19 protein-coding genes are annotated in these 22256 nt (G+C 62.4%); 17 read left to right on the plus strand and 2 right to left on the minus strand.

Annotated elements, in window-relative coordinates; all coding sequences use genetic code 11:
• Positions 1–48: 48 nt before the first annotated feature.
• The 4 genes from AC4DF4_RS04485 to recR are packed head-to-tail and all read left to right on the plus strand — an operon-like array spanning position 49 to position 2895.
• Entirely contained in the window at positions 49–1008 is a 960-nt protein-coding gene (locus AC4DF4_RS04485) for a permease (protein ID WP_490046916.1), read from the plus strand.
• A complete protein-coding gene (locus AC4DF4_RS04490; RefSeq protein ID WP_490046917.1) occupies positions 1005–1826 on the plus strand; it encodes a DUF1980 domain-containing protein in 822 nt (273 codons plus the stop codon). Before AC4DF4_RS04485 ends, AC4DF4_RS04490 begins: the two co-directional genes overlap by 4 nt.
• Before the next feature lie 2 nt (positions 1827–1828).
• Positions 1829–2290, plus strand: a complete 462-nt coding sequence (locus AC4DF4_RS04495; RefSeq protein ID WP_490046918.1) for a hypothetical protein — start codon at positions 1829–1831, stop codon at positions 2288–2290.
• Positions 2287–2895, plus strand: a complete 609-nt coding sequence (recR, locus tag AC4DF4_RS04500; RefSeq protein ID WP_490046919.1) for a recombination mediator RecR — start codon at positions 2287–2289, stop codon at positions 2893–2895. Before AC4DF4_RS04495 ends, recR begins: the two co-directional genes overlap by 4 nt.
• On the opposite strand, the gene AC4DF4_RS04505 is transcribed toward recR, so the two are convergent.
• The gene (locus AC4DF4_RS04505) at positions 2892–3485 is read right to left on the minus strand and encodes an ORF6N domain-containing protein (RefSeq protein ID WP_490046920.1); all 594 of its coding nucleotides are present in this window, start codon (positions 3483–3485) and stop codon (positions 2892–2894) included. The genes recR and AC4DF4_RS04505 overlap by 4 nt on opposite strands.
• A 150-nt stretch (positions 3486–3635) precedes the next feature.
• On the opposite strand from AC4DF4_RS04505, the gene AC4DF4_RS04510 reads away from it, so the two are divergent.
• The 13 genes from AC4DF4_RS04510 to speA all read left to right on the plus strand — a co-directional run bounded on the left by AC4DF4_RS04510 (position 3636) and on the right by speA (position 20491).
• Positions 3636–5726, plus strand: a complete 2091-nt coding sequence (locus tag AC4DF4_RS04510) for a M3 family metallopeptidase (RefSeq protein ID WP_490046921.1) — start codon at positions 3636–3638, stop codon at positions 5724–5726.
• 39 nt (positions 5727–5765) lie between these two features.
• Positions 5766–5924, plus strand: a complete 159-nt coding sequence (locus AC4DF4_RS04515; protein WP_490046922.1) for a hypothetical protein — start codon at positions 5766–5768, stop codon at positions 5922–5924.
• Positions 5925–6186: 262 nt separating this feature from the next.
• A complete protein-coding gene (gene bioA, locus AC4DF4_RS04520; RefSeq protein WP_490046923.1) occupies positions 6187–7461 on the plus strand; it encodes an adenosylmethionine--8-amino-7-oxononanoate transaminase in 1275 nt (424 codons plus the stop codon).
• Between the two features lie 173 nt (positions 7462–7634).
• Positions 7635–10475, plus strand: a complete 2841-nt coding sequence (locus AC4DF4_RS04525; protein ID WP_490046924.1) for a tetratricopeptide repeat protein — start codon at positions 7635–7637, stop codon at positions 10473–10475.
• Between the two features lie 12 nt (positions 10476–10487).
• Positions 10488–11366: a hypothetical protein gene (locus tag AC4DF4_RS04530; protein ID WP_490046925.1), complete on the plus strand. Its 879-nt coding sequence runs from the start codon at positions 10488–10490 to the stop codon at positions 11364–11366.
• 44 nt (positions 11367–11410) lie between these two features.
• Positions 11411–12190, plus strand: coding sequence for a MotA/TolQ/ExbB proton channel family protein (locus AC4DF4_RS04535; RefSeq protein ID WP_490046926.1), 780 nt, complete (start codon positions 11411–11413; stop codon positions 12188–12190).
• A 46-nt stretch (positions 12191–12236) separates the two neighbouring features.
• The gene (locus AC4DF4_RS04540) at positions 12237–12671 is read left to right on the plus strand and encodes an ExbD/TolR family protein (protein WP_490046927.1); all 435 of its coding nucleotides are present in this window, start codon (positions 12237–12239) and stop codon (positions 12669–12671) included.
• A 7-nt stretch (positions 12672–12678) separates the two neighbouring features.
• Complete coding sequence (locus tag AC4DF4_RS04545; protein WP_490046928.1) at positions 12679–13137, plus strand: ExbD/TolR family protein; 459 nt, start codon at positions 12679–12681, stop codon at positions 13135–13137.
• A 42-nt stretch (positions 13138–13179) separates the two neighbouring features.
• The gene (locus AC4DF4_RS04550; protein WP_490046929.1) at positions 13180–14706 is read left to right on the plus strand and encodes a prenyltransferase/squalene oxidase repeat-containing protein; all 1527 of its coding nucleotides are present in this window, start codon (positions 13180–13182) and stop codon (positions 14704–14706) included.
• Positions 14707–14831: 125 nt separating this feature from the next.
• On the plus strand, positions 14832–15665 hold the full coding sequence (locus AC4DF4_RS04555) for a MotA/TolQ/ExbB proton channel family protein (RefSeq protein ID WP_490046930.1): 834 nt from the start codon (positions 14832–14834) through the stop codon (positions 15663–15665).
• A gap of 11 nt (positions 15666–15676) precedes the next feature.
• A complete protein-coding gene (locus AC4DF4_RS04560; RefSeq protein ID WP_490046931.1) occupies positions 15677–16096 on the plus strand; it encodes an ExbD/TolR family protein in 420 nt (139 codons plus the stop codon).
• A 43-nt stretch (positions 16097–16139) separates the two neighbouring features.
• Positions 16140–18512, plus strand: coding sequence for a tetratricopeptide repeat protein (locus AC4DF4_RS04565; RefSeq protein ID WP_490046932.1), 2373 nt, complete (start codon positions 16140–16142; stop codon positions 18510–18512).
• Between the two features lie 26 nt (positions 18513–18538).
• Entirely contained in the window at positions 18539–20491 is a 1953-nt protein-coding gene (gene speA / locus AC4DF4_RS04570) for a biosynthetic arginine decarboxylase (protein ID WP_490046933.1), read from the plus strand.
• Between the two features lie 442 nt (positions 20492–20933).
• Here the strand turns inward: speA and AC4DF4_RS04575 are convergent.
• Positions 20934–22256: DUF1501 domain-containing protein (locus tag AC4DF4_RS04575; protein ID WP_490046934.1), on the minus strand; the 1323-nt coding region annotated here is incomplete at its 5' end.

The raw sequence follows: 22256 nt of genomic DNA on the forward strand, positions 1-22256 counted from the left end.
AACGCCTGCCGGTTGACACGGGTGCCCGGGCGGCGTTTGCTTGCGCCGATGTCGCCCGATTCCCAACAGGACTTTGCGCTCGCCTTCCTGAGCATCCTCTTCGAAGGCGTGCCGTTCATTTTGCTGGGCACGCTGATCAGCGGATTCATCGACATTTACCTGCCGGCGGGGATCATGGACCGCTTTCTGCCGAGAAACAAATTTTTCGCGGTGCTGACTGCCGGGCTGCTAGGCGCGGTGTTCCCCGTTTGCGAATGCGCGGTGGTGCCGGTCATCCGGCGGCTGGTGAAAAAAGGCCTGCCCGTCTCCTGCGCGCTCACCTACATGCTCGCCGCGCCGATCGTGAATCCCATCACCGCGCTGAGCACCTGGAAAGCCTTCCAAGGCCAGGGCGCGGCGATGATGACCAGCTCGCGGCTCCTGCTGGGTTTCCTCATCGCGGTGGCCGTGGGAATCATCGTTTCGAAACTCCCGCTCGCCTCGGTGCTGAAGGCGAAGCTGGTAGAGAGCCTGGAGAAGGACGAGGCAAAAGCCGCCCACGATCATTCCTGCTGCGGCCACGATCATTCGCACGACGAGCCCGCGGAGGACAACCGCTTGGTCGCCGCCTTCCGCTCGGCGATGAAGGACTTCGTCGATGTCGCCGTCTATTTCGCCATCGGCGTGTCGATCACCGCGCTCTTCAACACCGGCATCGCGCCCGGCGCGCAATGGCTCGACAGCCTCGCGAAGAACCCGACCGCCGCGCCGGCGGCGCTGATGGCCCTCGCGTTCATTCTCAGCCTGTGCAGCACCTCGGACGCGTTCATCGCCGCGACTCTGGATAAATTCTCATGGGGCGCGAAACTCGCCTTCCTCACCTTCGGCCCGATGATGGACGTGAAGCTGCTCTTCCTCTATCAAACGGTGCTGCGCAAGCGGTTCATCGTCCTTCTCGCCATCGGCCTCTTTCTCGCCATCGGCGGGATTTCGATCTACTGGCAACAACTCGTGTTCGCAGCGAAATGAATCCCCGGAACCGGCGCATCCTGTTTTCCCTCGCGGTGCTCGTTTGGAGCGCGGTGCTGTTATATTTCTACGGCAGCGGGCGGATCACCAAATACCTCGCGCCGGACTTCCGGATCATTTCCTTCGCGGGCGGACTGGGGCTTGCGGTGCTCGGGCTTTTCAACCTGCTCACCGCGGGGCAACAGGCCGGTTGCTGCCACGACCACAGCGGCGAGGAGGACCCGCACGACCACGAAAGCGGCGACATGCACCCGGTCACCGCGGTGCTGCTGATGATCGTGCCGGTTGTTCTATCAGTCGTCTGGACCAAGGACGAATACTCCGCCGCAGCCCTCTCGCGAAAGGGCCTCTACGACGCGCCCTCGGCGGTTTCCTTGCCGTTTCTCGCCTCGTCGTTGCCCGCGCTGACCCGTGAGGAGATCGAGAAAAGCCACCGCAAGACACCGGACGGATTTCTCGAGTTCAACCTGATGGAGTTGTTTTTCTCCAGCGGCGACCGCGAGATGCAAGGCCTGCTCGACGGCCTCAAGGTGGAAACCGAAGGCCGCTGGATGGACGAGAAGGTCCGCAATCCGCACGGCTCGCGTAAGCGCCTCTACCGCTTGTTCATCACCTGCTGCGCCGCCGACAGCCGGGCAATCCCGATCGTCCTCGAGTTCGGCAAGACGCCGCCGGAGTTTCCCGAAAACGGCTGGGTGAAAGTCGCGGGCACCATGCGCTTTCCGTTGGAGGAAGGCGTCATCCAACCAGTGCTGACCGTTGATCGCGTGCTCGCCGCAGAGCCGCCCTACGAGGAGAGTTTCATGCGGAAAAAGTGACCATGGGAAAATCCTCACATCCTCGGCCGGAAGGTCACGTGTTAGTCCCGGCCGCCGTCATCGGTTCGCTCTCCATCCTGCTCGCCGTGGGGCTGAGCGCGCTCCACATTCTGGACCGCGTGGACCTGGCGATCGGGAAGTGGATGTCGCAGGGGAAACCGGCAGGTTTCCCCAAGGCCCTGCCCGAGTGGGCGGTGTGGCTGGCGGTGGTTTTGTTAACCTTCGGGCTGGCCTCCGCGATCCTCAGCGTGGCCGCCAGCTGGCGACGTGTCGTGTTGTGGATCACCACGGCGGCTCTGGTCGCGGCGTGGGCTCCGGTGCTGGCGCTGGCAGCGCACGCGCCTGACATCGCCGCGCCCTTCATCGCCGTGATCTGGTCCGGAGTCTGCGCCTTGATTTACGCGGGAAACCACCGGATGGCCTGCGACGAACCGGTAGATTTATCTGAAAAAACAAACCAATGAAGCGCGTTGATTTTCCGGAGCCCGTCAAGGCACTGGTGGGCGAACTCAAGCGCCTGCCGGGGATCGGTCCGCGCAGCGCCGAGCGCATCGCGGTGTGGCTCCTGCAAAGCCCGAAAGCCGATCCGGCAATGCTCGCCGGGGCTTTGTTAGCGGCGAAGGAGATGGTCCGGCCCTGCCCGGTTTGCGGGTTCTTCGCGACCGAAGCCGGCTGCGATGTCTGCGACGACCCGGCGCGCGACGACAAGATTCTTTGCGTCGTCGAGCAGGCGACCGACGTCCTGCCGCTCGAGCGCTCCGGCGCGTTCCGCGGCCGCTACCATTGCCTCGGCGGCAAGCTCTCGCCGCTCGACCGGGTGTCGCCCGAGGACTTGCGCATCCCGCCGCTGGTCCGGCGGATCGAGGCCGCGCCGGAGGAAATCGAGGTCATCCTCGCGCTCGGCTCCGATGTGGAAGGCGAGGCGACAGCGAACTACCTGGCAGAACTGCTGCGCGGCCGGAATTGCCGACTCACCCGCATCGCCCAAGGCCTGCCCGCGGGCGGCGGCCTCGAGCACGCGGACGAGCTCACGCTGATGCGCGCGATGCAAGGCCGGCGCAGTGTTTAGGAATCCGCGTGAAATCCCATCTCGCGTTTCGGCGCGGCATCCGCAGCGATGAGCTGCCGGATGGCGTCGAAGACGAGTTGGAACTGCTGGTCGTGATCGGCGTATTTCGCTTCGAGCGACTGGATCTTTTCGGCGAGTAGGGCATTGGAGTCCATCAGGCGGCGGAGTTGGACGAAGGTGCGCATGATGGCGATGTTCACCTCCACGGCGCGGGGCGAGCGGAGGACGCTGGAAAGCATCGCGACGCCTTCCTCGGTGAAGGCGTAGGGGAGGGTACGGCGACCACCGTGTGAACTTGCTCTTCCAGATTGGAATATCAAGTTGGGTCCTGTGGATTTTGAGGTCGCAATTTGCGATATCAAGATTTCCATCTCGTCTTCAGTGAGTTGGAACATGAAGTCGTCCGGGAAGCGGGCGAGATTGCGCTGAACCGCTTTGTTCAAGTTACCTGTAGTCACCCCATAAAGCTCCGCGAGATCGGAATCCAGCAGGACCTTTTCATGGCGAAGCACGTGGACGAGCGGGGCGATCTTTTCGGGAATGAAAAGGACCGTGCCTTTCCGGGGAGGGGATTTCTTCTTGGCTGGCATGGTGATAGCTGGATGAAGTCAACCCGGTTTGCGCCGGGCGTGCAATGACCCAGTTCACATGCAGCATGACTGAAAAATCATGTCCTGCGAGGCTAGCCGGGAAGTAAATTTTGACAGGATGCGCGATCCTGGATAACCCTGATTTCACCCATGCACCCGTTCCTCGCTCCCGATTTCCAAATCCGTTGGTCCACGCTTGTTCCCGAAGCCGTCGAGCCGGACATCCGCCACGCGCTTGCTCTCGCGAAGCAAAACATCGAGGCGATCTGCGCGCAGGATCACGCGGCGGCGACCTATGAATCCACCTTTCTCGCCTTCGAAAACGCCGCCGAGCAGCTCAATGACGGCTGGGGCCGCCTCAATCACCTCGACTCGGTCTGCGACTCGCCCGCCCAGCGCGAGGCACTCGGCAAGATGCTGCCGGAGGTCACCGATTTCTATTCGTCGCTCGCCCTCAACGACCGCTTGTGGGCGGTGATCAAGGCGGTGGGTGGCAGCGCGGAAATCGCCATGCTGCCCGCGGTCCAGCGGCGTTTCGTCGAGGAAACCCTGGCGGACTTCCGCAACTCCGGAGCCGATCTGCCCGCCGCTCAAAAAGAACGCATCGCCGCCATCGAGGCCGAGCTTTCCAAGATCACCAAGGAGTATTCCGAGCACGTCCTCGACTCGACCAACGCTTGGGAGCTCGTCATCACCGACGAGGCGAAGCTCGCCGGTCTGCCGGAGTCCGCCATCGCCGGCGCGGCCTCTAACGCCCGCGCCAAGGGCCACGAGACGCCGGCCTGGCGTTTCACCCTCCAGTTCCCGTCGATGTTCCCGATCATGCAGCACCTGCACGACGACGCGATCCGCCGCCAGGTCTGGGAGGCGTCCTCGAAAGTCGGGGCCGCCGGCGAGTTCGACAACACCACGCTTGTCTGGCAGATCCTCAGCCTCCGCCACGAAAAGGCCGGCATCCTCGGCCACGAGCATTTCGCCGATCTAACGCTACTCCGCCGCATGGCGAAAGACGGCGGCACCGCGCTCGGCTTCATCGAGAATCTCCACGCCCGCATTCATCCGTCGTTTCTGGCAGAGCACAAACAGCTCGCCCAATACAAGGCCGCGAAATCCGGCCAGCCCGTCGGCCCGCTCGAGCCGTGGGAAACCGCCTACTGGGCGGAGAAACAACGCCAGGAGAACTACGACTTCGACGAAGAGGCGCTGCGCCCTTATTTCCCGGTGGACGGCGTGATGGCCGGCATGTTTGAAATCGCCTCGCGGCTTTTCGGCATCACCATCCGCCAGCTCAAGACCGTCTTCTATCAACCCGGCGGCGGACCCGCCACGCTGCCGGAGGGCGTCGTGGAAGTCTGGCATCCGGAGTGCGCCTTCTACGAGATCCACGACTCGAAAACCGCCGCCCACCTCGGCTCGTTCTACGCCGACTGGCACCCGCGCGAGTCGAAGCGCGGCGGCGCGTGGATGAACTCGCTGCACACCGGCGCGCCCGGCGAGCCGCACCTCGGACTGATCATCGGCAACATGAGCCCGCCGGTGGACGGCAAGCCCGCGCTCCTGACCCACAGCGAGGTCGAGACGATTTTCCACGAGTTCGGCCACCTGCTCCACGGCTTGCTCAGCCAGGTAGACGTCAAATCCCTGTCCGGCACGAACGTGCCGTGGGATTTCGTCGAGCTGCCCTCGCAGATCATGGAGAATTTCTGTTGGGACCGCGAGTCGCTCGATCTCTTCGCGCGCCACTTCGAGACCGGCGGGGCGATCCCGGAGGCTCTTTTCATGAAAATGATCGCCGCGAAAAACTACCTCAGCGCCTCCGCCTTCATGCGCCAGCTCGCCCTCGCCAAGCTCGATCTCGAGCTCCACACCCGCCTGGCGGATTTCCTCGGGAAAGACCTCGACGCCGTGGACCGCGAGGTCCTGGCCGACTACCTCGCGCCGCTCAAGACCCAGTCGCCCTCGATGATGCGGCGCTTCAGCCACCTCTTCAGCAGCCCCACCGGCTACGCCGCGGGCTATTATTCCTACAAGTGGGCGGAAGTTCTCGACGCCGACGCCTTCACCCGCTTCCAACAGGAGGGCGTTCTCAATCCCGAGACCGGCATGGCCTTCCGCGAGCACATCCTCAGCAAGGGGAACTCCGTCGCCCCGGACGAACTCTACCGCCGCTTCATGGGCCGCGATCCGGAACTCGAGCCTCTCCTCGTCCGCGCCGGACTCGCCGTGCCGGTGCTGGCCTGAGGATCCCGCAACGAGCACTTCGGCCTTAGCCGCGAATGCATGGAAGCCGCCCACCGCGCCGCATCTTCCATGGAAAACGATCCATTAGGTTTCCTGCGTCTGGACCACCGTGTGGATGATCCCGCGAAGATCGTGGCGACCACGTTCGCCAAACAGGAGATGGCGACCGCGATCGAATTCAACCGCGAAATGAGATGAAGCTGCACAAGCCGATTCCATGGGTCTTGTGTGAGGCCAAGGAGGACCGTCAGCGCCCAGGAAAAGCAAATCCACGACCAAGGCCTCGTCAGATTGTGGCGGCGATCACCGGTCGCCGAGTCTGGATGGCGCCGGGGAAGAGGACTCGCGGCGACCGGTGATCGCCGCTACGCTGATCACCCGCCTCCGCAATTTCTGGCGATCGATATGCCACAAGCCGATTGCGGGTTGAAGTCGGCCGCGCGATCTCCATGCTCGTCGCATGCGCGAGGACACCCGCCGATGGATCGAAGGCGATCAAGCCCGTTGCTGGCATCCGTTCACACGGCAGGCCGAGTGGTGCGGACGCGGCCACGAGCCGCTGGTGTTAGTGCGCGGCGAGGGCTCGTGGTTGTGGGATTCCGAGGGCCGGCGCTATCTGGATGGCAACTCCTCGATCTGGACGAACATCCACGGCCACGCCCATCCGGCGATCAACGCGGCGATCCAGGAGCAACTGGGGAAAGTCGCGCACACGTCGTTTCTCGGCTTCACCCACCCGCTCGCGGCGGAACTGGCAGAACGGCTTTGCGGGTTTTTCCCCGAGAAAACCCTGGAGCGCGTGTTCTTCTCTGACGACGGCTCGACCGCCATCGAGTGCGCTTTGAAAATGGCCGTGCAATACCGCCAGCAAACCGGCCAGCCCGCGCGTAACAGCTTCGTCGCTTTCTCGAATGGCTACCACGGCGACACGCTCGGCGCGGCTTCGCTCGGCGGCGTGGGGCGGTTTTCCGAGCGATTCCGGAGTATCGGATATCCCGTCCGGCACGTCGGTTCGATAGGCGAGCTTCGCGAAATGCCCGCGGAAACCATCGCCGGCGTCGTCATCGAGCCGCTGATCCAGGGCGTCAACGAGATGCGCCCGTGGCCGGCCGGGATGCTCGCCGAGCTGCGCCAATGGTGTGACGCAAACGGCGTCCACCTCATCCTCGACGAAGTCATGACCGGCTTCGGCCGCACCGGCAGCATGTTCGCCTGTCAGCGCGAGGAGGTGATCCCGGATTTCCTCTGCCTCGCCAAGGGACTCACCGGCGGCTACCTGCCGCTGGCCGCCACGCTCACCACCGGGAGAATTTACGACGCCTTTCTCGGTGCCGCCGACCGCGCGTTCTACTACGGCCACAGTTACACCGCGAATCCGTTAGGCTGCGCCGCCGCCTTGGCCAGCCTCGATGTTTTCGAGCAGGAAAAGACCCTCGCCCAACTGCCGGAAAAAACCGCCCGCCTCGCCACCGGCCTCGCGGATTTGAAATCCCGCCACCCGCTGGTTCACGAAATCCGCCAATGCGGCTTCATCGCCGGCATCGAGCTCCGCCGTCCGGATGGCGGGAAATTCCCGCCCGGCGAGCGTTTCGGCGAGGCGATCTGCCACGCCGCCCGCGCCCACGGCTTGCTCACCCGGCCGATCCTCGACACCATCGTCCTGATGCCGCCGCTCTCCACCGGGCTGGTGGAAATCGACCACGCGATCCACGCGCTCGACCTCGCGCTCGGATAACACTTTTCCGGATGCGCCCGGAAACAATCCGGCTTGACACTCCCATGGCCGTGGTCTCCCTTTTGACGACTGTCAGTATGACGCGAAAAAACCACAGAAAACCCCGTCAAATTTCCGCGCAATGGTCCGCGCTTTTGGCTTGTTCCCTCCTCGGCGTCATCCCGGTATCCCGCGTGGAAGCCCAGGAACCTCCGGCCGCTCCGGCGGCGCCTGTCGCCCCGGCCACTTTGAACCGCATCTTCGGCGAGGCCGAAGCCGCGTTTGCAGCAAAAGATTATCTCACAGCCGTCGCCAAAATCGAAGAACTGCTCAAAGCCCTCGGCCCTAACAAGGACGCTCCCTTGGAGCTGCTCTATTTCAATATCGGTCTGGGAAACCTGCTGGCCGCCAAGCCGGTCGAGGCCGAAGCCGGATTCACCGACTATTTGAAAAGATTTCCCAAAGGCGAATACGCCAGCCGCAGCTATCTGGGGGTCGGCCGCGCCTGCATCGATCAAGCCACGCCTGAGAAAAAAGAGCGCGCTATCGAGGCCCTCAAGCTCGCCGCACGAGACCCGAGATTCCGCTCGGAAGCGGGCCTCTGGCTCGGCCAGGTCTACACGGACCTCGGCAAGCACGACGAAGCGCTCGTCGTTTTCAAGAGCCTGATGGGTTCGGACATCCGCTCGCCCCAACAGACCACCGCCGCGGTGGAAGTCATCGGGCTGCTCGCCGACACCGGCAAAATCGAAGACCTCATTCTCTATCTGGACCGCCTGAGCAACCAAGCCGGAGTGCGCGACGCCCTCGCTTGGTATGCCAACCAAGTCATCGTCCGTGGCGACGAACTGGTCGGATCGCAATCCTACGAGTCGGCGCTCGCGATTTACCGGTCCGTCCCGCCGCGCAGCCAGATCGTGGAGATCCAGAAATCCGCTCTGGATGCCCAGCGCAAGGATTTGAAAATCCTCGAGGCCCGCGTGGAACTGGAAAAAACCAAGCCCCTCGGCCAGCGCTCCTCCGCTTCCGAATTGGTCGGCAATCTCAAACCCGCCATCGAACTGGCCGAGAAAGCGCTGGCCGCCGTCGAGGAAAAGGCCGATCTGGACGCCGCCCTGCTGATGCGCCGCGGCCGCTGCCTCTACTACCTTGACCGCCACGAGGAAGCCCTGGTCTGCTTCCGCACGATCCGCAACAAATACGCCTCCGCGCCCGACGCCAAAGCCGCCGCTTACGCGGAAATCGTCATTCTCAACAAGCTCAAGAACATCCCCGAGATCAAAGTCCTCTGCGACGCCTACCTGCGGAAATATCCCGATGCCGACAATGTCGAGCAAGTCGGCACGCTCGCCGGCGAGGTGCTCGTCCAGAGTGGAAACTGGCCCGAAGTCGCCAAGTTCTATCGCAGTCTCGAAACCAAGTTCCCCCAGTCCGAGAGTCTCGACCGCTACACCTTCTTCCAAGGACTGGCAATTTTCCAAGAGGGCGACTTCAAGGAATCCACACCCATTTTCACCAAGTTCCTCAAGAACTTCCCCAACAGCCCGCTGGCGGAAAACGCCATGTACTACGTGGCGATGTCGAACTTCCTGACGAACAATTACAAGGAGACCCTCAAGTCCTGCAAGGAGTACATCGCCAAATTCCCGGACGGCCGCTACGCCGGCGACATGCGCTATCGGCTCTCGTTCATCGACTTCAATGACAAGGACGTGGACCAGTCGGACAAGATCATCAAGGACCTGTCCAACTTCCTCGGCCAGCATCCCGACGACACCTCCGCGGGCTCGATGTATTGCCTGCTTGCCGACACTTATAAGAAAAAAACCTCCGACAAGCCCGACGAGCTGGTGAAGTTCCAAAAGCTCGCGCTCGACGCCTACAAGAACGCCGTTTGGTCTGAGAGTTCCGACGACGTGATTCAATACGCGCTGGATTCCGCCACCACGATGCTCTCCGGCAACAAGGACTACGCCGCCATCGCCGCGCTCCACAGCGAGTTTCTCCAACGCAAGCCGGACAGCCCGATGGCACTGCTTTCCGCCTCGCAGGTCGCCAAAATGAAAACCCGCGAAGGCAAGGGCGCTGAAGCGGCGGAAATGCTCGGCAAAGCCCTCAAATCACGGGTTGCCAACCCCTCCGCCGAGCAAGTCGAATTCCTCCTCGACGAACTGGTGAAGACCCTCGTCCCGCGCAAGAAGGCGACGGAGGTCGATATCGACGCCTTGGACAAACAGCTCGTCGAGATTCTCAACAAGGTGACCGCCGGCCAGGAAAACGCGACCACCAACGCCCGCCTCTACTACGCCCGCGCCCGCCTCGCCCAGCTGTTGAAACGCGCCGACCGCTCGGATCTCTATCTGAAAGGCATCGCCACCCTCAACGCCAAGGACCCGTCGGTTCTCAGCCCGGCGCTGCTGTCCGTCTCCGGCGATATTCTTCTCAAGCTCGGCATGCTGGACGAGGCGGAAACCATGTTCAGGCGGCTCGTTGAGCGCTATAAAGACGGCATGTTCGCCGACGCCGGACCGGTCGGACTCGGTTACATCGCCATGGCGCGGAAGGAGCCGGCTGACGCGCTGAAAATTTTTGAGACCGCCCTGGACACCAATCCCGGCATGTCCCGCTTCAAGGAAACCACGCTCGGGAAACTCGAGGCGCTCGCCGCGCTCGGCCAGTTCGAGCCCGCAGAGAAGCTCGCGCTCGAGATCATCGGCGACAAGATGTTCCGCGGCGAATCAGCGGGAAAAGCCTATCTCATTTTGGCCCGGATCTACCGCACGCAAGCCGACAAGGCCGCCGGCGAGGATGCCAAGACCGAGCTGCTCAAGAAAGCCCACGGCACTTACCAGCGGGTCTATATCGCCTATCAGAGTGTCCCCGATGTTTGTGCCGAAGCCTACTGGCAAGCCTATGAAACCGCGACGGATCTGGGAGACTCCACCCTCGCGGACGAAACCCTCAAGACGCTCGCCGACCACCCGAAACTCAAGAACACCGCGCGCGCCAAGAAGGCCGTCGAGTTAGCCAAGTAATTTTTCCCAACCATGATGCTTCCATCGCACACATTCCGGTCAGCCCTGCTGGCATGCGCGGCCGCCACCCTGCCACTGTCATGGGCGAGCGCGGCGGAACCGGTCCAGATCGTGTTCCAGAACGGACGCTCGGTGCCGATTTCCTCCGTGGCGCTGCAAGGTGACAAGCTCACCATCACCGCCGCCTTCGAGAGCTTCACTCCCGGACAGTCTTTCCCACTCGCCATGGCCGACCACATCTTCGGTGAAAAACCCGCGGAACTCAATCCGGGGATCGGCCTGTTACTGATGGGGAAACCGGCCGACGCGCTCAAGCTGCTCGAACCGATCGTCGCCGCGCAACGCGTCACCGCCAAGATCCCCGGGAATTTCTGGCTGGATGCCGCCCGCGCCTCGCTTGTCGCCTACGCGGCAAGTGGCAATTCCGCCAAGTGCGTCGAGATCGGCAAGGAAATTTCCGACGCCACACCCGCCCAAGGCATCGACCCCTTCGTCTCGCTCGGCAAGGCGCTGCTCCTTTCATCTTCCACCAGCGCCGCGGACCGCCAAGTCGCCCTGGGTGAACTGACGACGGACAACCTGCCTGCCGACGTCTGCGCCTACGCGTCCTTCTTCCGCGGGAACCTGCTCAGCGACCTCAAGCGCGACCCGGATCCGGTCAAAGCCGTCAAACAGAATGCCGACACGCTCGAATCCTATCTCATGGTTCCCTGCCTCTACCCGTCAGGCGGCATGATTCTCAACAGCGTCGCCGAGCTCAAGGCCGCGGAACTCCTCGTCAACCTCGACCGCCGCGAGGAAGCCGTCGCGCTTCTCACCTCGTCGGTCCGGGAATCGGCCGGCACCTCGGTCGCCGTCGAAGCCGCTAAACGGCTTGAAAGCCTGAAATGATTTGCACATCTCTTTTTCCCTCTCAAAATCACACTACAAACACCATGAAAAACACCATCCAAAAGGCTGTCTATGCGGCTCTCGTGTTGCTTCCGACCACTGCCTTCGGAGCTGCTGCCAAACCCGGCGTCACTGAAAAAACCCTCATCGACACCTACCTCGAAGGCGGTTGGGTCATGCACCTCCTGCTGCTGTTCTCCATCGGCATGGTCTGGCTGATCATCGACATCTGGCTGCGGACCAGTCGCAAGAAAATGACGCCGCAGGAAGACGTCACCATGGCACAAGACCTATTCCGCGCCGGCGACTACGTGGGCGCTTACCAAGCGATGAAAGCGAGCTTCAGCCCCTTCGCCGAAGTGATGCGCGCCGGTCTCGGCTCCATCGGCTACGGCAAGGAAGCCACCGAAGACGCGGTTTACTCCACCGTGGAAAAAGTCAACTCCACCCTCCAAACCCGCATCAACTACCTGTCGGTTATCGGTGTCTGCGCGCCGATGATCGGACTGCTTGGAACCGTCGGCGGGATGAAGGGAGCCTTCGGCAGCCTCGGCACCGCCGGACTTTCCAGCGGCGTGGGCGAACTCGCCGGCCACATCGGCGAGGTGCTTGTCGCCACCGCCACCGGACTGCTGGTCGCCATTCCCGCGTTCATGGCCTTCTATTTCCTGCGCAACAAACTGCAAGGAGCGGTCCATCAACTCCATGAGGAAACCGAACACCTTTTCCGCAACGCGCCTTACGACTATCTCAAGGACGCCGACGTCGGCCAGGAAGAGACCTACGCGGCCCTGCCCAACTGGGTCCAGGCCCCCGAAGGCTGAGCCTCGCTCCGCTCTTTTATTAACAACCCTTTAATCAACTGATCCTATGGCCGGTGGTGGTGGTGGTGGAGACGGGGAACCTGAGTTCCAGATCGCTCCGATGATCGACGTGCTGCTCGTGCTGCTCGTGTTCTTCGTCATGATCACCTCCGCCGAGGTGCTCAAGGTGGACAAGAACATCAAACTGCCGGTGTCGCCCAACGCGAAAACGCGCGAGCCCGAGATGGCCAAGCACGAAATGGCCGTCAACATCCGTTTCGACGCCGCAGCCAACAAAGGCATCCTCGTCGTGGACGACCGGACTTTCGACAACTGGCCGGACGTCGTTCCCATCCTTCAGGCAAGCCGCGAGCGCGATGACAAGCTCCGCATCGTGGTCCGCGGCGACGCCGCCGTGCCCGCCGGCGAGATCCAACGCATCATGAACCTCATCGGTGAGGCCGGCATCGCCGACATCGCCTTCGCCTCCTCCAACAAGTGACACGCCCATGAGAAGAAACCGCCGTCACCGCCGCAAGGCAAATGCCGAAGTCAACCTGGGCTTCCAGATCGCGCCGATGATCGACGTCGTCTTCGTCATCCTGCTTTTCTTCATCGTCCAAGCCAGCGACATCCAGGTGGAAAACGCCCACGTCACCAAGCTGCCCGGCACGGTGGAACTCAAGGAAGGGATCGTCACGCCGGATGAAATCGCCGTCCGCGTCGAGGACGACGGCCAGGTTTATCTCAATGACGATCCGCTCGACACGCCGGAGGCCAAGATGCTGCCGGAATTCGCCAGCAACCTGAACCAACTACGGGAAAGCAGCGACGCCTCGAAAACCGAAGTGCTGGTGACCATTTACGCCAACGACCTTGCGCGCTATGAAAGGGTGGTTGACGTTCTCGACGCCCTGAGCCGCGCGAAAATCTCAAACGTGAGCTTTCAGGCCGGAAGCTCGGAGTGAAGCCAATCCGTCAGCCTGCACAACGACCCACCCACTGCCACCATGGAAATTTACGATAGCGAAGGAAACCTCATCCACCTTGAGGAAAAGAAGCAGGGATTCTGGGCGAAGATCGGCGGCGGCTCGCTCATGATCGCGGCGCTGTTCCACGTCATCCTGCTCGTCATCGGCGGGTTCTGGGTGTTCCAGATCATCAAGGAGCCCGAGAAAAAAGTCGATTTCATGCCGCCCGGCGGCGGTGGCGGCGAGCGCGGCGCCGAGCACAAGGTGCAAAACAAAAAGCGCGCGCAGATCACTCCCACCACCAACGCCAAACGGGTCTTCGCCGAAGGCGCGGCCTCGTCTTACGCCATCCCCGAGCAAGGCGACAACTTCGGTGAAATGTCCACCCTCAGCTCGCTCAGTGGCGGCGGCATGTCCGGTGGCCTGGGCGGTTCCGGCAGCGGTTCCGGATTCGGCAAAGGCAGCGGAACCGGCGGCGGACTCGGCATGGGCGGCGGCGCCGGCAAACTGTTCGGCCTGATCCCGGAAGCCATGCGCAAGCGCTGCTCCAAGGAGGACCGGCTTCAACGCCTCATGGAAAACGGCGGCACCCCGGCCTGCGACGAGGCCGTCGTCAAAGGCCTGCGTTGGTTGAAGGCCAATCAGAGTCCCGACGGCTCATGGGGGCCGGAAAAAGCTGCCATGACCGGCCTCGCGCTGCTCGCCTACTTCGGCCATTGCGAGACCCCGGTGTCCGAGGAATTCGGCGACTCCTGCATGAAGGGCATCGTCTATCTGGTCAATGTCGGCATGAATAACAACGGCGTTTTGGGCAGTGTTCCCATGGGCCAGACCACCCCCTACGAGCACGGCATCGCCACCTACGCCCTGGGCGAAGCCGCGACTTTCTGCAAGGAGTTGAAAGTGGACGTCCCTGGATTGATGGAAGTGACCGAAAAAGCCGGCCAGTTCATCATCGACAACCAGAACAAAAACGGTGGATGGGCCTACGGTTATGTCACCGAGGGAGGCCACACCGACACCTCGGTCGTCGGCTGGCAACTCCAATCCCTCAAGGCGTGCAGCCACACCAACATCAAATACAAGGGGATGAATTCCTCCGTTAAGAAAGGCCTCGAATATCTGGCGGGGTGCCAGGGCGAGAACGGCAGCTTTGGTTACTCCGGCCCGGGCGGCCACTCGCTAACCGGGGTTGGCGTCCTTTGCCACCAGATGTGGGACAAGGGCAAGTCCAAGGAGGCCCGCAACGGCGTCAAATTCATCAAGAAAAACTTCAAACTGGATTGGAACACCGATGACTCCGATCTTTACAGCCATTATTACGCATCCCAAGCCATGATGCAGGCGGGCGGCAGCTATTGGAAATCCTACAACCGCCTTTTCCGCGACGAACTCCTCAAGAACCAGGACCCGGATGGCTCGTGGCAGGCGCCCAAGTTCGGGGGCCACGGCCAGTCTGCCGGCAACGCGGTTTACCGCAACGCGCTCTGCATCCTGATGCTGGAAGTCTATTACCGCTTCCTCAACACCAGCGGCGGCGGGTCCGGGTCAAACCACGGCATCTGAGCGCCGCTCGGACCTCCGGAGGGCGCTCTGCAAATGCAAGGATCGCAAAATTCCCCGCGAAAACCGGACATTCATCCTCCCGGGCTTGCGTTCGCTCCTTGCATCGATAAACTCCCGTCATCTTCATGAAGTGCTGCCATTTCTCCGTCGCGGTTTTTTTCCTCTCCGCACTCGTCGCCTCCGCCGCCGCTGAAACTCCGGTCCCGGCGGTCAAGGAAATGAACTTCCTCGAAATCCTCGCCAAGGGCGGCATCATGATGTATCCGCTCGGCGTGATGTCGGTCATCACCGTCGTCTTGATCCTCATTTTCCTCCTCACCGTCCGCCGCAACGCCATCGTCAGCGACCACTTCATGAACGGCGTCGAATCGATGATCCGCAAGCGCGACTTCCTCAGCCTGAGCACCCTCAGCCACCGCCGCAACGAGTGCATGGCCCGCGTCACCCAGAAAACCATCGACTTCATCGCCGCCAATCCGGGCACCGCCTTCGAAAACGTCCGCGAAGTCGCCCAGACCGAAGGCTCCCACCAAGCCGGCATGCTCACCTCCCGCATCACCTATCTCGCCGACATCGGCGCGATCGCCCCGATGGTCGGCTTGCTCGGAACCGTGTTCGGGATGATCGAGGCGTTCATGCAAATCTACTCCGGCCAAGTCCAGGGCGTGCGCGAAATGGGATTGGCCGAAGGCGTTTCCAAAGCGCTCATCGCCACCGCCGGCGGTCTCGCCATCAGCATTCCGGCGCTCGCCTTCTACTCGATCTTCCGCGGCCGGGTGCAAAAATACGTCTCGGAACTCGAAGCCGCATGCACCCACTTCGTCATCCTCCTGCAAGCGCAGCTTGAGCGCCAGCCGGCCCAGTCCTACGCCAATCCCGTCCAGCGCTCCCGCGAAGACTACGCCATGCCCGTCGCCTCCCCGCTCTCCGCCGAGCGTCCCGACCTGCACGGCATCTAACTGACAACGGGATGAAATTCTCCAATCGTCAGCCGCCAGCGATCGCCATCCAATTGGCGCCGATGATCGACATCCTGCTCTTGCTGCTCAGCTTTTTCATCATCAGCTGGCAGTTCAGCAAATCCGAGACCGAGCTCAACGTCTCCGTCCCCACCGCCCAGGAAGGCGCGGAACCCGAACGCATGCGCGGGGAAATCATCATCAACGTGCTCGCCGACGGCGTGATCCGCGTCGAGGGCCTCGCCGTGGACCGGCAGCAGTTGTTCGACAAGCTTTCCGCCATCGCCAAACAGTTCAAAAACCAACCCGTGCGGATCCGCGGCGACGGCGGCGTCGCCTACCAACGCATCGTCGAAGTGATCGACACCTGCCAAAAAGCCGGGATTTGGAACATTTCCTTCGCGACCCAACGCCCGGAACCCGCCAAGTGATTCACTTGGCAAACGCCCCGAAACGGACAACGCTCCCCGCATCTTGAAACGCGCGCTCGCACTTCTCATCCTCGTCGCCTGCCCGGTGGTCGCCCAGATTCCCCGGGCCGAGGCCGTCGATCCCGCGCTCAGCCCGGACGCATCGAATGATTTCTTCCTGCGCGGCAAAAACCTCTACGACTCCGCCCAGGCGAGCACCACCCCGCAAAACCGCGTCGATTACTTCCAGCGCGCCGCGCAGATTTTCTCCGATTACCTCGCCTCGTTTCCCAATCATCCCAACGCCGAAATGGCATGGTGGTATCTGGGAAACAGCTACTATCAATCCGGCCAGATCGATGACGGGAAGCGCTGCTTCAGCACCTTGTTGAACCGCTACGGCAAGGGCAAGTGGGCCGCCGCCGCCGCCTACACGCTCGCCGCGGATCATTATAACAAGTCGGAATACGCCTTCGCCGCGCCCATGTTCGAGCGCTTCGCCGCGAATTCCGCCAAACCCGAAGAACAGGTGCGCGGCACCTACCTCGCGGGAAACTGTTACCGGCTCCTCGGCCGCGACCGCGAGGCCGTCACCGCGTTCAGTAAAGCCATCGATAACCCCGCCGGCGGCCTGTATGCCGCGCAGGCGAAAGTCGCGCTCGGCCACCTGTCATTGAAAACCGGCAAGGGACCCGAAGCCCTCGCCCTCTTCGAGGACGTCATCGGCGGACCCCACTCCGCGAAAATCCGCGGCGAGGCGGCGCTGCACGCCTCGCTCACCGCCACCAAGCTCGGCCAGACCGACCTCGCCGACAAATACCTCCAGCTCATCCTCCGCACGCCCGGAATGGAGGATTTCAGCCCGGACGCCCAGACCGCGCTCATGGCCAACTTGTTCGCCAAGAAGGAATACCGCGAGGTCATCGACATCTTCCGCCGCGGCACCACCAAGGCCCTTGGCGAAAAGGAAGCCGACCGCCTGATGATCGCCGGTCGCGCCTACATGCGCCTGCAACTGGCGAGCGAGGCGCTCCAGCTTTTCCGCGAGGTCGAGCGCTTGGTCAAGCCCGAGGCGGACACCGCCTTTCAAGCTTCCTACTACCGGCTGCTGTGCTTTTTCCAAATCGAAGGCCGCCACCTGCCGGACCAGGTGGACGCGTTCCTGCAGCTCTACAGCAAGTCCCGCCCGCAAGACCCCCGCATCCACACCGCCCTCATGATGAAGGCGGAAACCTTGTTCTCAAACAAGGACATCGCCGGCGCCGCCAAGGTTTACAGCGAGATCAACGCCTCCGTCATCAGCGAGAAAAACCGCCCCGGCCTGCTCTATCAGCGCGGCTGGTGCCTCGCCGAGGCCGGCGACGCCAAAGGCGCGATCCGCTCGCTCAGCGACTTCATCAACAAATATCCCACCGATTCCCGGGTCCCCTCCGCCATCGCCAAGCGCGCCACCGCCTATGCCGAGAGCGCCGAGCCCGCGAAGGCCATTGCCGATTACGACCGCCTGACCGCCGCCGGCATCCCGGAGGATCTCAACTCGTTCGGCTGGCTCGAGTCCGCCCGCCTGCGTCGCGCCGAGAGCAACATCCCGGACATGATCCTCCGCTATCAGGGACTCCTGCAAAACGTCAAGAACCTCAGCGACAACCTGCAAGCCGAGGCCAACTACTGGATCGGATGGGGACTCGTGAAAACCAATGTCGCCAAGGACGCCGTCGCCTACCTCGAAAAGGCCCGCACCCTCCGCCCGGACGCTTACGCCAAACACGCCGGACTCCTCCTCATCCTCGGCTACTTCGCTTCCCAGGATCCCCTGAAACTCGCCGCCGAGATCAACCTCGCCATCGAAGGGAAATATGACGCGGACATCCCCGACCAGGCAATCCAGTGGTCCGGCATGCAATCCTACAACTCCGGCGACTACTCCTCCGCCGCCAAGTCGCTCGCCCTGGTTTCCAACCCCGAGGAACCCCGCGAAACCCCCAAGGAAGTCTGGCGCTACCTCGCCAAGGCCCGCCTCGCATCCGGCGACCCCGAGGGCGCGCTCGCCGCGGCTAACAACCTGCTCGCCGTCGAGGACAATCCCGGTTGGAAGGCCGACGGCCTGCTCGACCGCGGCCGCGCCCTGCTCGCCCTCAAGCGCCCCGAAGAAGCCCGCAAGGCGGCCGACGAGGCGCTCGCCCTCCGCCCCCAAGGCCACACCAGCGCCGGCCTCAACATCCTCGTCGGCGACCTCGAACTCCAGGCCGGCGACGCCAAGACCGCCGCCGGAAAATACCTCATCGTCGTCGAGTTCCACGATGACAAGGAGCTCAAGCCGCTCGCGTTTTGGAAACTCATCCAAGCCCTTGAACAACAGGGCGACCGCGCCGAGGCTGAGAAATACCGCCAGAAGCTCAAGGCCGAGTTTCCCGGCTGGAAGCCACCCGTTCGTTAGTAAATCCAAGCTCCCCTTCTCTTTCCATGACACCTCCCGCCATCACCGCCGCTCCGACCAAACCCGCCAAGCGCAAAGCCGAAAACGCCTGGACGCCCGAGAAATCCTCCGAGCTCTACGGTGTCGAAACCTGGGGCCACGGCTTCTTCGGCGTTAACAAAGCCGGCCATGTCACCGTCCGTCTCGAGGACGACGAAGCCCAGGCCGAGGTCTCGCTCTTCGAAGTCATCGACGGCCTCCGCGACCGCGGCACCCACCTGCCCGTGCTCCTCCGCTTCCGCGACCTGCTGCATTCCCGCATCGCGGAAATCAACGAGTCCTTCCGCCGGGCGATCAAGGAAACCAAATACCGCGGCGAATACCGCGGCGTCTATCCGATCAAGGTCAACCAGCAGCGCCAGGTCATCGAGGAAATCGCCGAGTTCGGAAAGAAATACCACTACGGCCTCGAAGCCGGCTCCAAGCCCGAGCTCATCGCCGCGCTCGCCCACATGCACGACCCCGAGGCCTACCTCATCTGCAACGGCTACAAGGACGAGGAATTCATCGACCTCGCGCTCCACGCCCAGAAAATGGGCCTCCGCGTCATGCTCGTCCTGGAAATGCCCAGCGAACTCGACCTCATCCTCGAACGCTCCCGCAAAATCGGCATCCTTCCCAATCTCGGCGTCCGCGTCCGCCTTTCCACCAAGGGCTCCGGCCACTGGCAGGACAGTGCCGGAGACAAGTCCGTCTTCGGCCTCAACGCCTCGCAGGTCATCTCCGTGGTCGATCACCTCAAGGACACCGGCTACATCGGCTGCCTGAAGATGCTGCACTACCACCAGGGCTCGCAGATTCCTAACATCGCCGCCATCCGCGAGGGAGCCACCGAGGCCGTCCGCATGTATTGCGACCTCGTCAAGGAAGGCGCGCCCATGGGCGTGTTCGACATCGGCGGCGGCATGGCCGTCGATTACGACGGCTCGCACACCAATTTCCACTCGTCCTGCAACTACTCCGTCCCGGAATACTGCACCGACATCGTCGAGGTCGTCTCCCAGATTTGTGACAAGGCCGGCGTCGCCCATCCGAACCTCATCTCCGAGTCCGGCCGCGCCGTCGTCGCCTACTACTCGGTCCTCGTCTTCAACATTCTCGACGTCACCAGCGCCCAGAACAGCGAGGCCGCCCCGGCCATCCCCGAAAACGCCCCGCAAAACCTCACCAACATCATCGAGGTCAACAAGGTCATCAACAAGAAGAACCTCCAGGAGTGCTTCAACGACGCCATCTACTACCGCGACCAGATGCGCGCCCAGTTCTTCTACGGCGCCGCCACCCTCCGCGAGCGCGGCCTCGCCGAGGCCTGGTTCTGGCACATCGTCACCCGCATTTCCAACCTCATCGCCGAGCTCGACGACATCCCCGAAGACCTCCGCGAGCTGTCCTCCACCCTCGTCGATTTCTACTACGGAAATTTCTCGCTCTTCCAGTCCCTGCCCGACTCGTGGGCCATCGACCAGGTCTTCCCCGTCATGCCCATCCACCGGCTCGACGAGAAACCGAAGAACCGCGCCGTGCTCGCCGACATCACCTGCGACTGCGACGGCAAGATCGACCGCTTCATCGACAAGGAGGACGTCGCGAAAATCCTGCCGCTCCACGACTTCAAACAGGGCGAACCCTACTACCTCGCCGTCTTCCTCGTCGGAGCCTATCAGGAAACCCTCGGCGACCTCCATAACCTGCTAGGCGACACCAACGTCGTCGGCGTCCACTTGGAAAAGGGCAAGCCGGTCTACACCCACGAAGTCGAGGGCGACACCGTCGCCGACGTGCTCAGCTACGTCGAGTTCGACCCCAAGGAGCTCGTCACCCGCTTCCGCAACTTCGCCGAGAAAGCCGTCACCGAAGGCCGGATCTCGCCGAAAGAGCGCCGCGAGATCCTCGACCTTTTCCGCGAGGGGCTTGCCGGCTACACCTACTTCGAGAGCTGAGCGCGGAGCGCTGGACTTCGCTGGCCCGGTTGAGTTCCGACTCCATCTGCACCTTCATCCGGGTCACCAGAATCTCGCGCTCCTTGTGGGCGGTGATGTCGCGCGAGATTCCGAAAATCCCCGTTTTTCCAACTCCATCTGCTTGTCGTCATGTTCACGGCGACCACCATCCTCGGACGCCTGTCTTCTCTCAGCGCGCCGGTGCTCATCACGTGGCGTTGTTTGCTCGCTGCCGCCGGAGCGTTTCTATGGGTCGCTCTCAAGCGCGATCGTGAAATCTGGCTGGGACGCAAGGCGGTCGCGAAGTTGCTCGGTATCGGCGCGTTGATCGGCCTGCATTGGCTCGGCCTCTTCGGGGCGGTCAAGCTGGCCAACGTCTCCATCGCGCTCGCAGGCCTGGCGACGATTTCGCTCCGGTTGTGGTTCACTTTCCTCTTCAGGTTCAAGCGATTACCGACTTCACGAGATTTCCAGCGACATCCGTCAGCCGGAAGTAGCGACCTTGGGATTTGTAGATCAGCTTTTCATGTTCCACGCCCATCAGGTGCAGCATGGTGGCATGGAGATCGTGCACGTGGACGCCGTCACTGACGATGTTGTAGCCATAGTCATCGGTCGTGCCGTGGGTGTAACCGGCTTTGACGCCGCCGCCGGCCATCCAGATGCTGAAGCAGCGGGGATGGTGGTCGCGGCCATAGTTGTTCGCGGTGATCTTGCCTTGGGAGTAGGCGGTGCGGCCGAATTCGCCGCCCCACACGACGAGTGTGTCTTCCAGCAGGCCGCGTCTTTTGAGATCGGTGATGAGCGCCGCGGAGGCTTGGTCGGTCTGCTGGCACTGCTGGCTGATGCCACCGACGACATCGCCGTGCTGGTCCCATCCTTGATGGAAGAGCTGGACGAAACGGACATCGCGCTCGATCAGGCGGCGGGCGAGCAGGCAGTTCGCGGCATAGGTTCCGGGGGTTTTACTATCAGGTCCGTAGAGGTTGAAGGTTTCCTCGGTTTCCTTGGAGAGATCGGTGGCGTCGGGGACACTGGTCTGCATCCGGAAGGCCATTTCGGCTTGGGCGACGCGCGCGTCGATCTCCGGGTCGAGTTGTTGTTCGGCCTGATAGCCGTTGAGCTTTCCGAGCGCGTCCAGCATGCCGCGCCGCACATGGGGGGAGACGCCTTCCGGGTTGGTGAGATAGAGGACCGGTTCCTTGCCGGAGCGGAACTGCACGCCTTGATGTTCGCTGGGGAGGAAGCCGGAACCCCACAGGCGGGAGTAGAGCGGTTGATCGCGCCGGGCGTTCTTCGAAACGAGGACAATGAAGGAGGGCAGATTCTCATTGAGGCTGCCAAGTCCGTAGGAAGCCCATGCGCCCATCGAGGGGCGGCCGGGGATCTGGTTGCCGCTGCAGAAGAAAGTAATGGCGGGATCGTGGTTGATCGCCTCGGTGTGCATGGTGCGAATGAGGCAGATGTCGTCGGCGATTTTCTGGGTGTAGGGCAGGATGTTGGAGATCTCCATGCCGCATTTTCCGTGTTTGGAGAAATCGGTGAATGAGCCGGCCATGGGAAGCAGGCTCTGGTTGCCGCTCATGGTGGACAGCCGCTGGTTGCCGATGATTTCCTTGGGCAATGCCTTGCCATGGCCGCTGCGCAGGAGGGGTTTGAAATCGAAGGTTTCCAGATGCGAGGGGCCACCGGCTTGGAATAGATAGATCACCCGCTTCGCCTTGGGGGCGAAATGCGGCGCGCCGAGCGAACCGACGGAGGCGGC

It is taken from the genome of Luteolibacter sp., from assembly GCF_058122085.1.

Coding starts and splice junctions, on each gene's coding strand:
- speA (WP_490046933.1), top strand. CDS start 18,539: ATGACACCTCCCGCCATCACCGCCGCTCCGACCAAACCCGCCAAGCGC.
- recR (WP_490046919.1), top strand. CDS start 2,287: ATGAAGCGCGTTGATTTTCCGGAGCCCGTCAAGGCACTGGTGGGCGAA.
- AC4DF4_RS04515 (WP_490046922.1), top strand. CDS start 5,766: ATGGAAGCCGCCCACCGCGCCGCATCTTCCATGGAAAACGATCCATTA.
- AC4DF4_RS04495 (WP_490046918.1), top strand. CDS start 1,829: ATGGGAAAATCCTCACATCCTCGGCCGGAAGGTCACGTGTTAGTCCCG.
- AC4DF4_RS04490 (WP_490046917.1), top strand. CDS start 1,005: ATGAATCCCCGGAACCGGCGCATCCTGTTTTCCCTCGCGGTGCTCGTT.
- AC4DF4_RS04540 (WP_490046927.1), top strand. CDS start 12,237: ATGGCCGGTGGTGGTGGTGGTGGAGACGGGGAACCTGAGTTCCAGATC.
- AC4DF4_RS04510 (WP_490046921.1), top strand. CDS start 3,636: ATGCACCCGTTCCTCGCTCCCGATTTCCAAATCCGTTGGTCCACGCTT.
- AC4DF4_RS04535 (WP_490046926.1), top strand. CDS start 11,411: ATGAAAAACACCATCCAAAAGGCTGTCTATGCGGCTCTCGTGTTGCTT.
- AC4DF4_RS04485 (WP_490046916.1), top strand. CDS start 49: ATGTCGCCCGATTCCCAACAGGACTTTGCGCTCGCCTTCCTGAGCATC.
- AC4DF4_RS04560 (WP_490046931.1), top strand. CDS start 15,677: ATGAAATTCTCCAATCGTCAGCCGCCAGCGATCGCCATCCAATTGGCG.
- AC4DF4_RS04505 (WP_490046920.1), bottom strand. CDS start 3,485: ATGCCAGCCAAGAAGAAATCCCCTCCCCGGAAAGGCACGGTCCTTTTC.
- bioA (WP_490046923.1), top strand. CDS start 6,187: ATGCGCGAGGACACCCGCCGATGGATCGAAGGCGATCAAGCCCGTTGC.
- AC4DF4_RS04555 (WP_490046930.1), top strand. CDS start 14,832: ATGAAGTGCTGCCATTTCTCCGTCGCGGTTTTTTTCCTCTCCGCACTC.
- AC4DF4_RS04530 (WP_490046925.1), top strand. CDS start 10,488: ATGATGCTTCCATCGCACACATTCCGGTCAGCCCTGCTGGCATGCGCG.
- AC4DF4_RS04550 (WP_490046929.1), top strand. CDS start 13,180: ATGGAAATTTACGATAGCGAAGGAAACCTCATCCACCTTGAGGAAAAG.
- AC4DF4_RS04545 (WP_490046928.1), top strand. CDS start 12,679: ATGAGAAGAAACCGCCGTCACCGCCGCAAGGCAAATGCCGAAGTCAAC.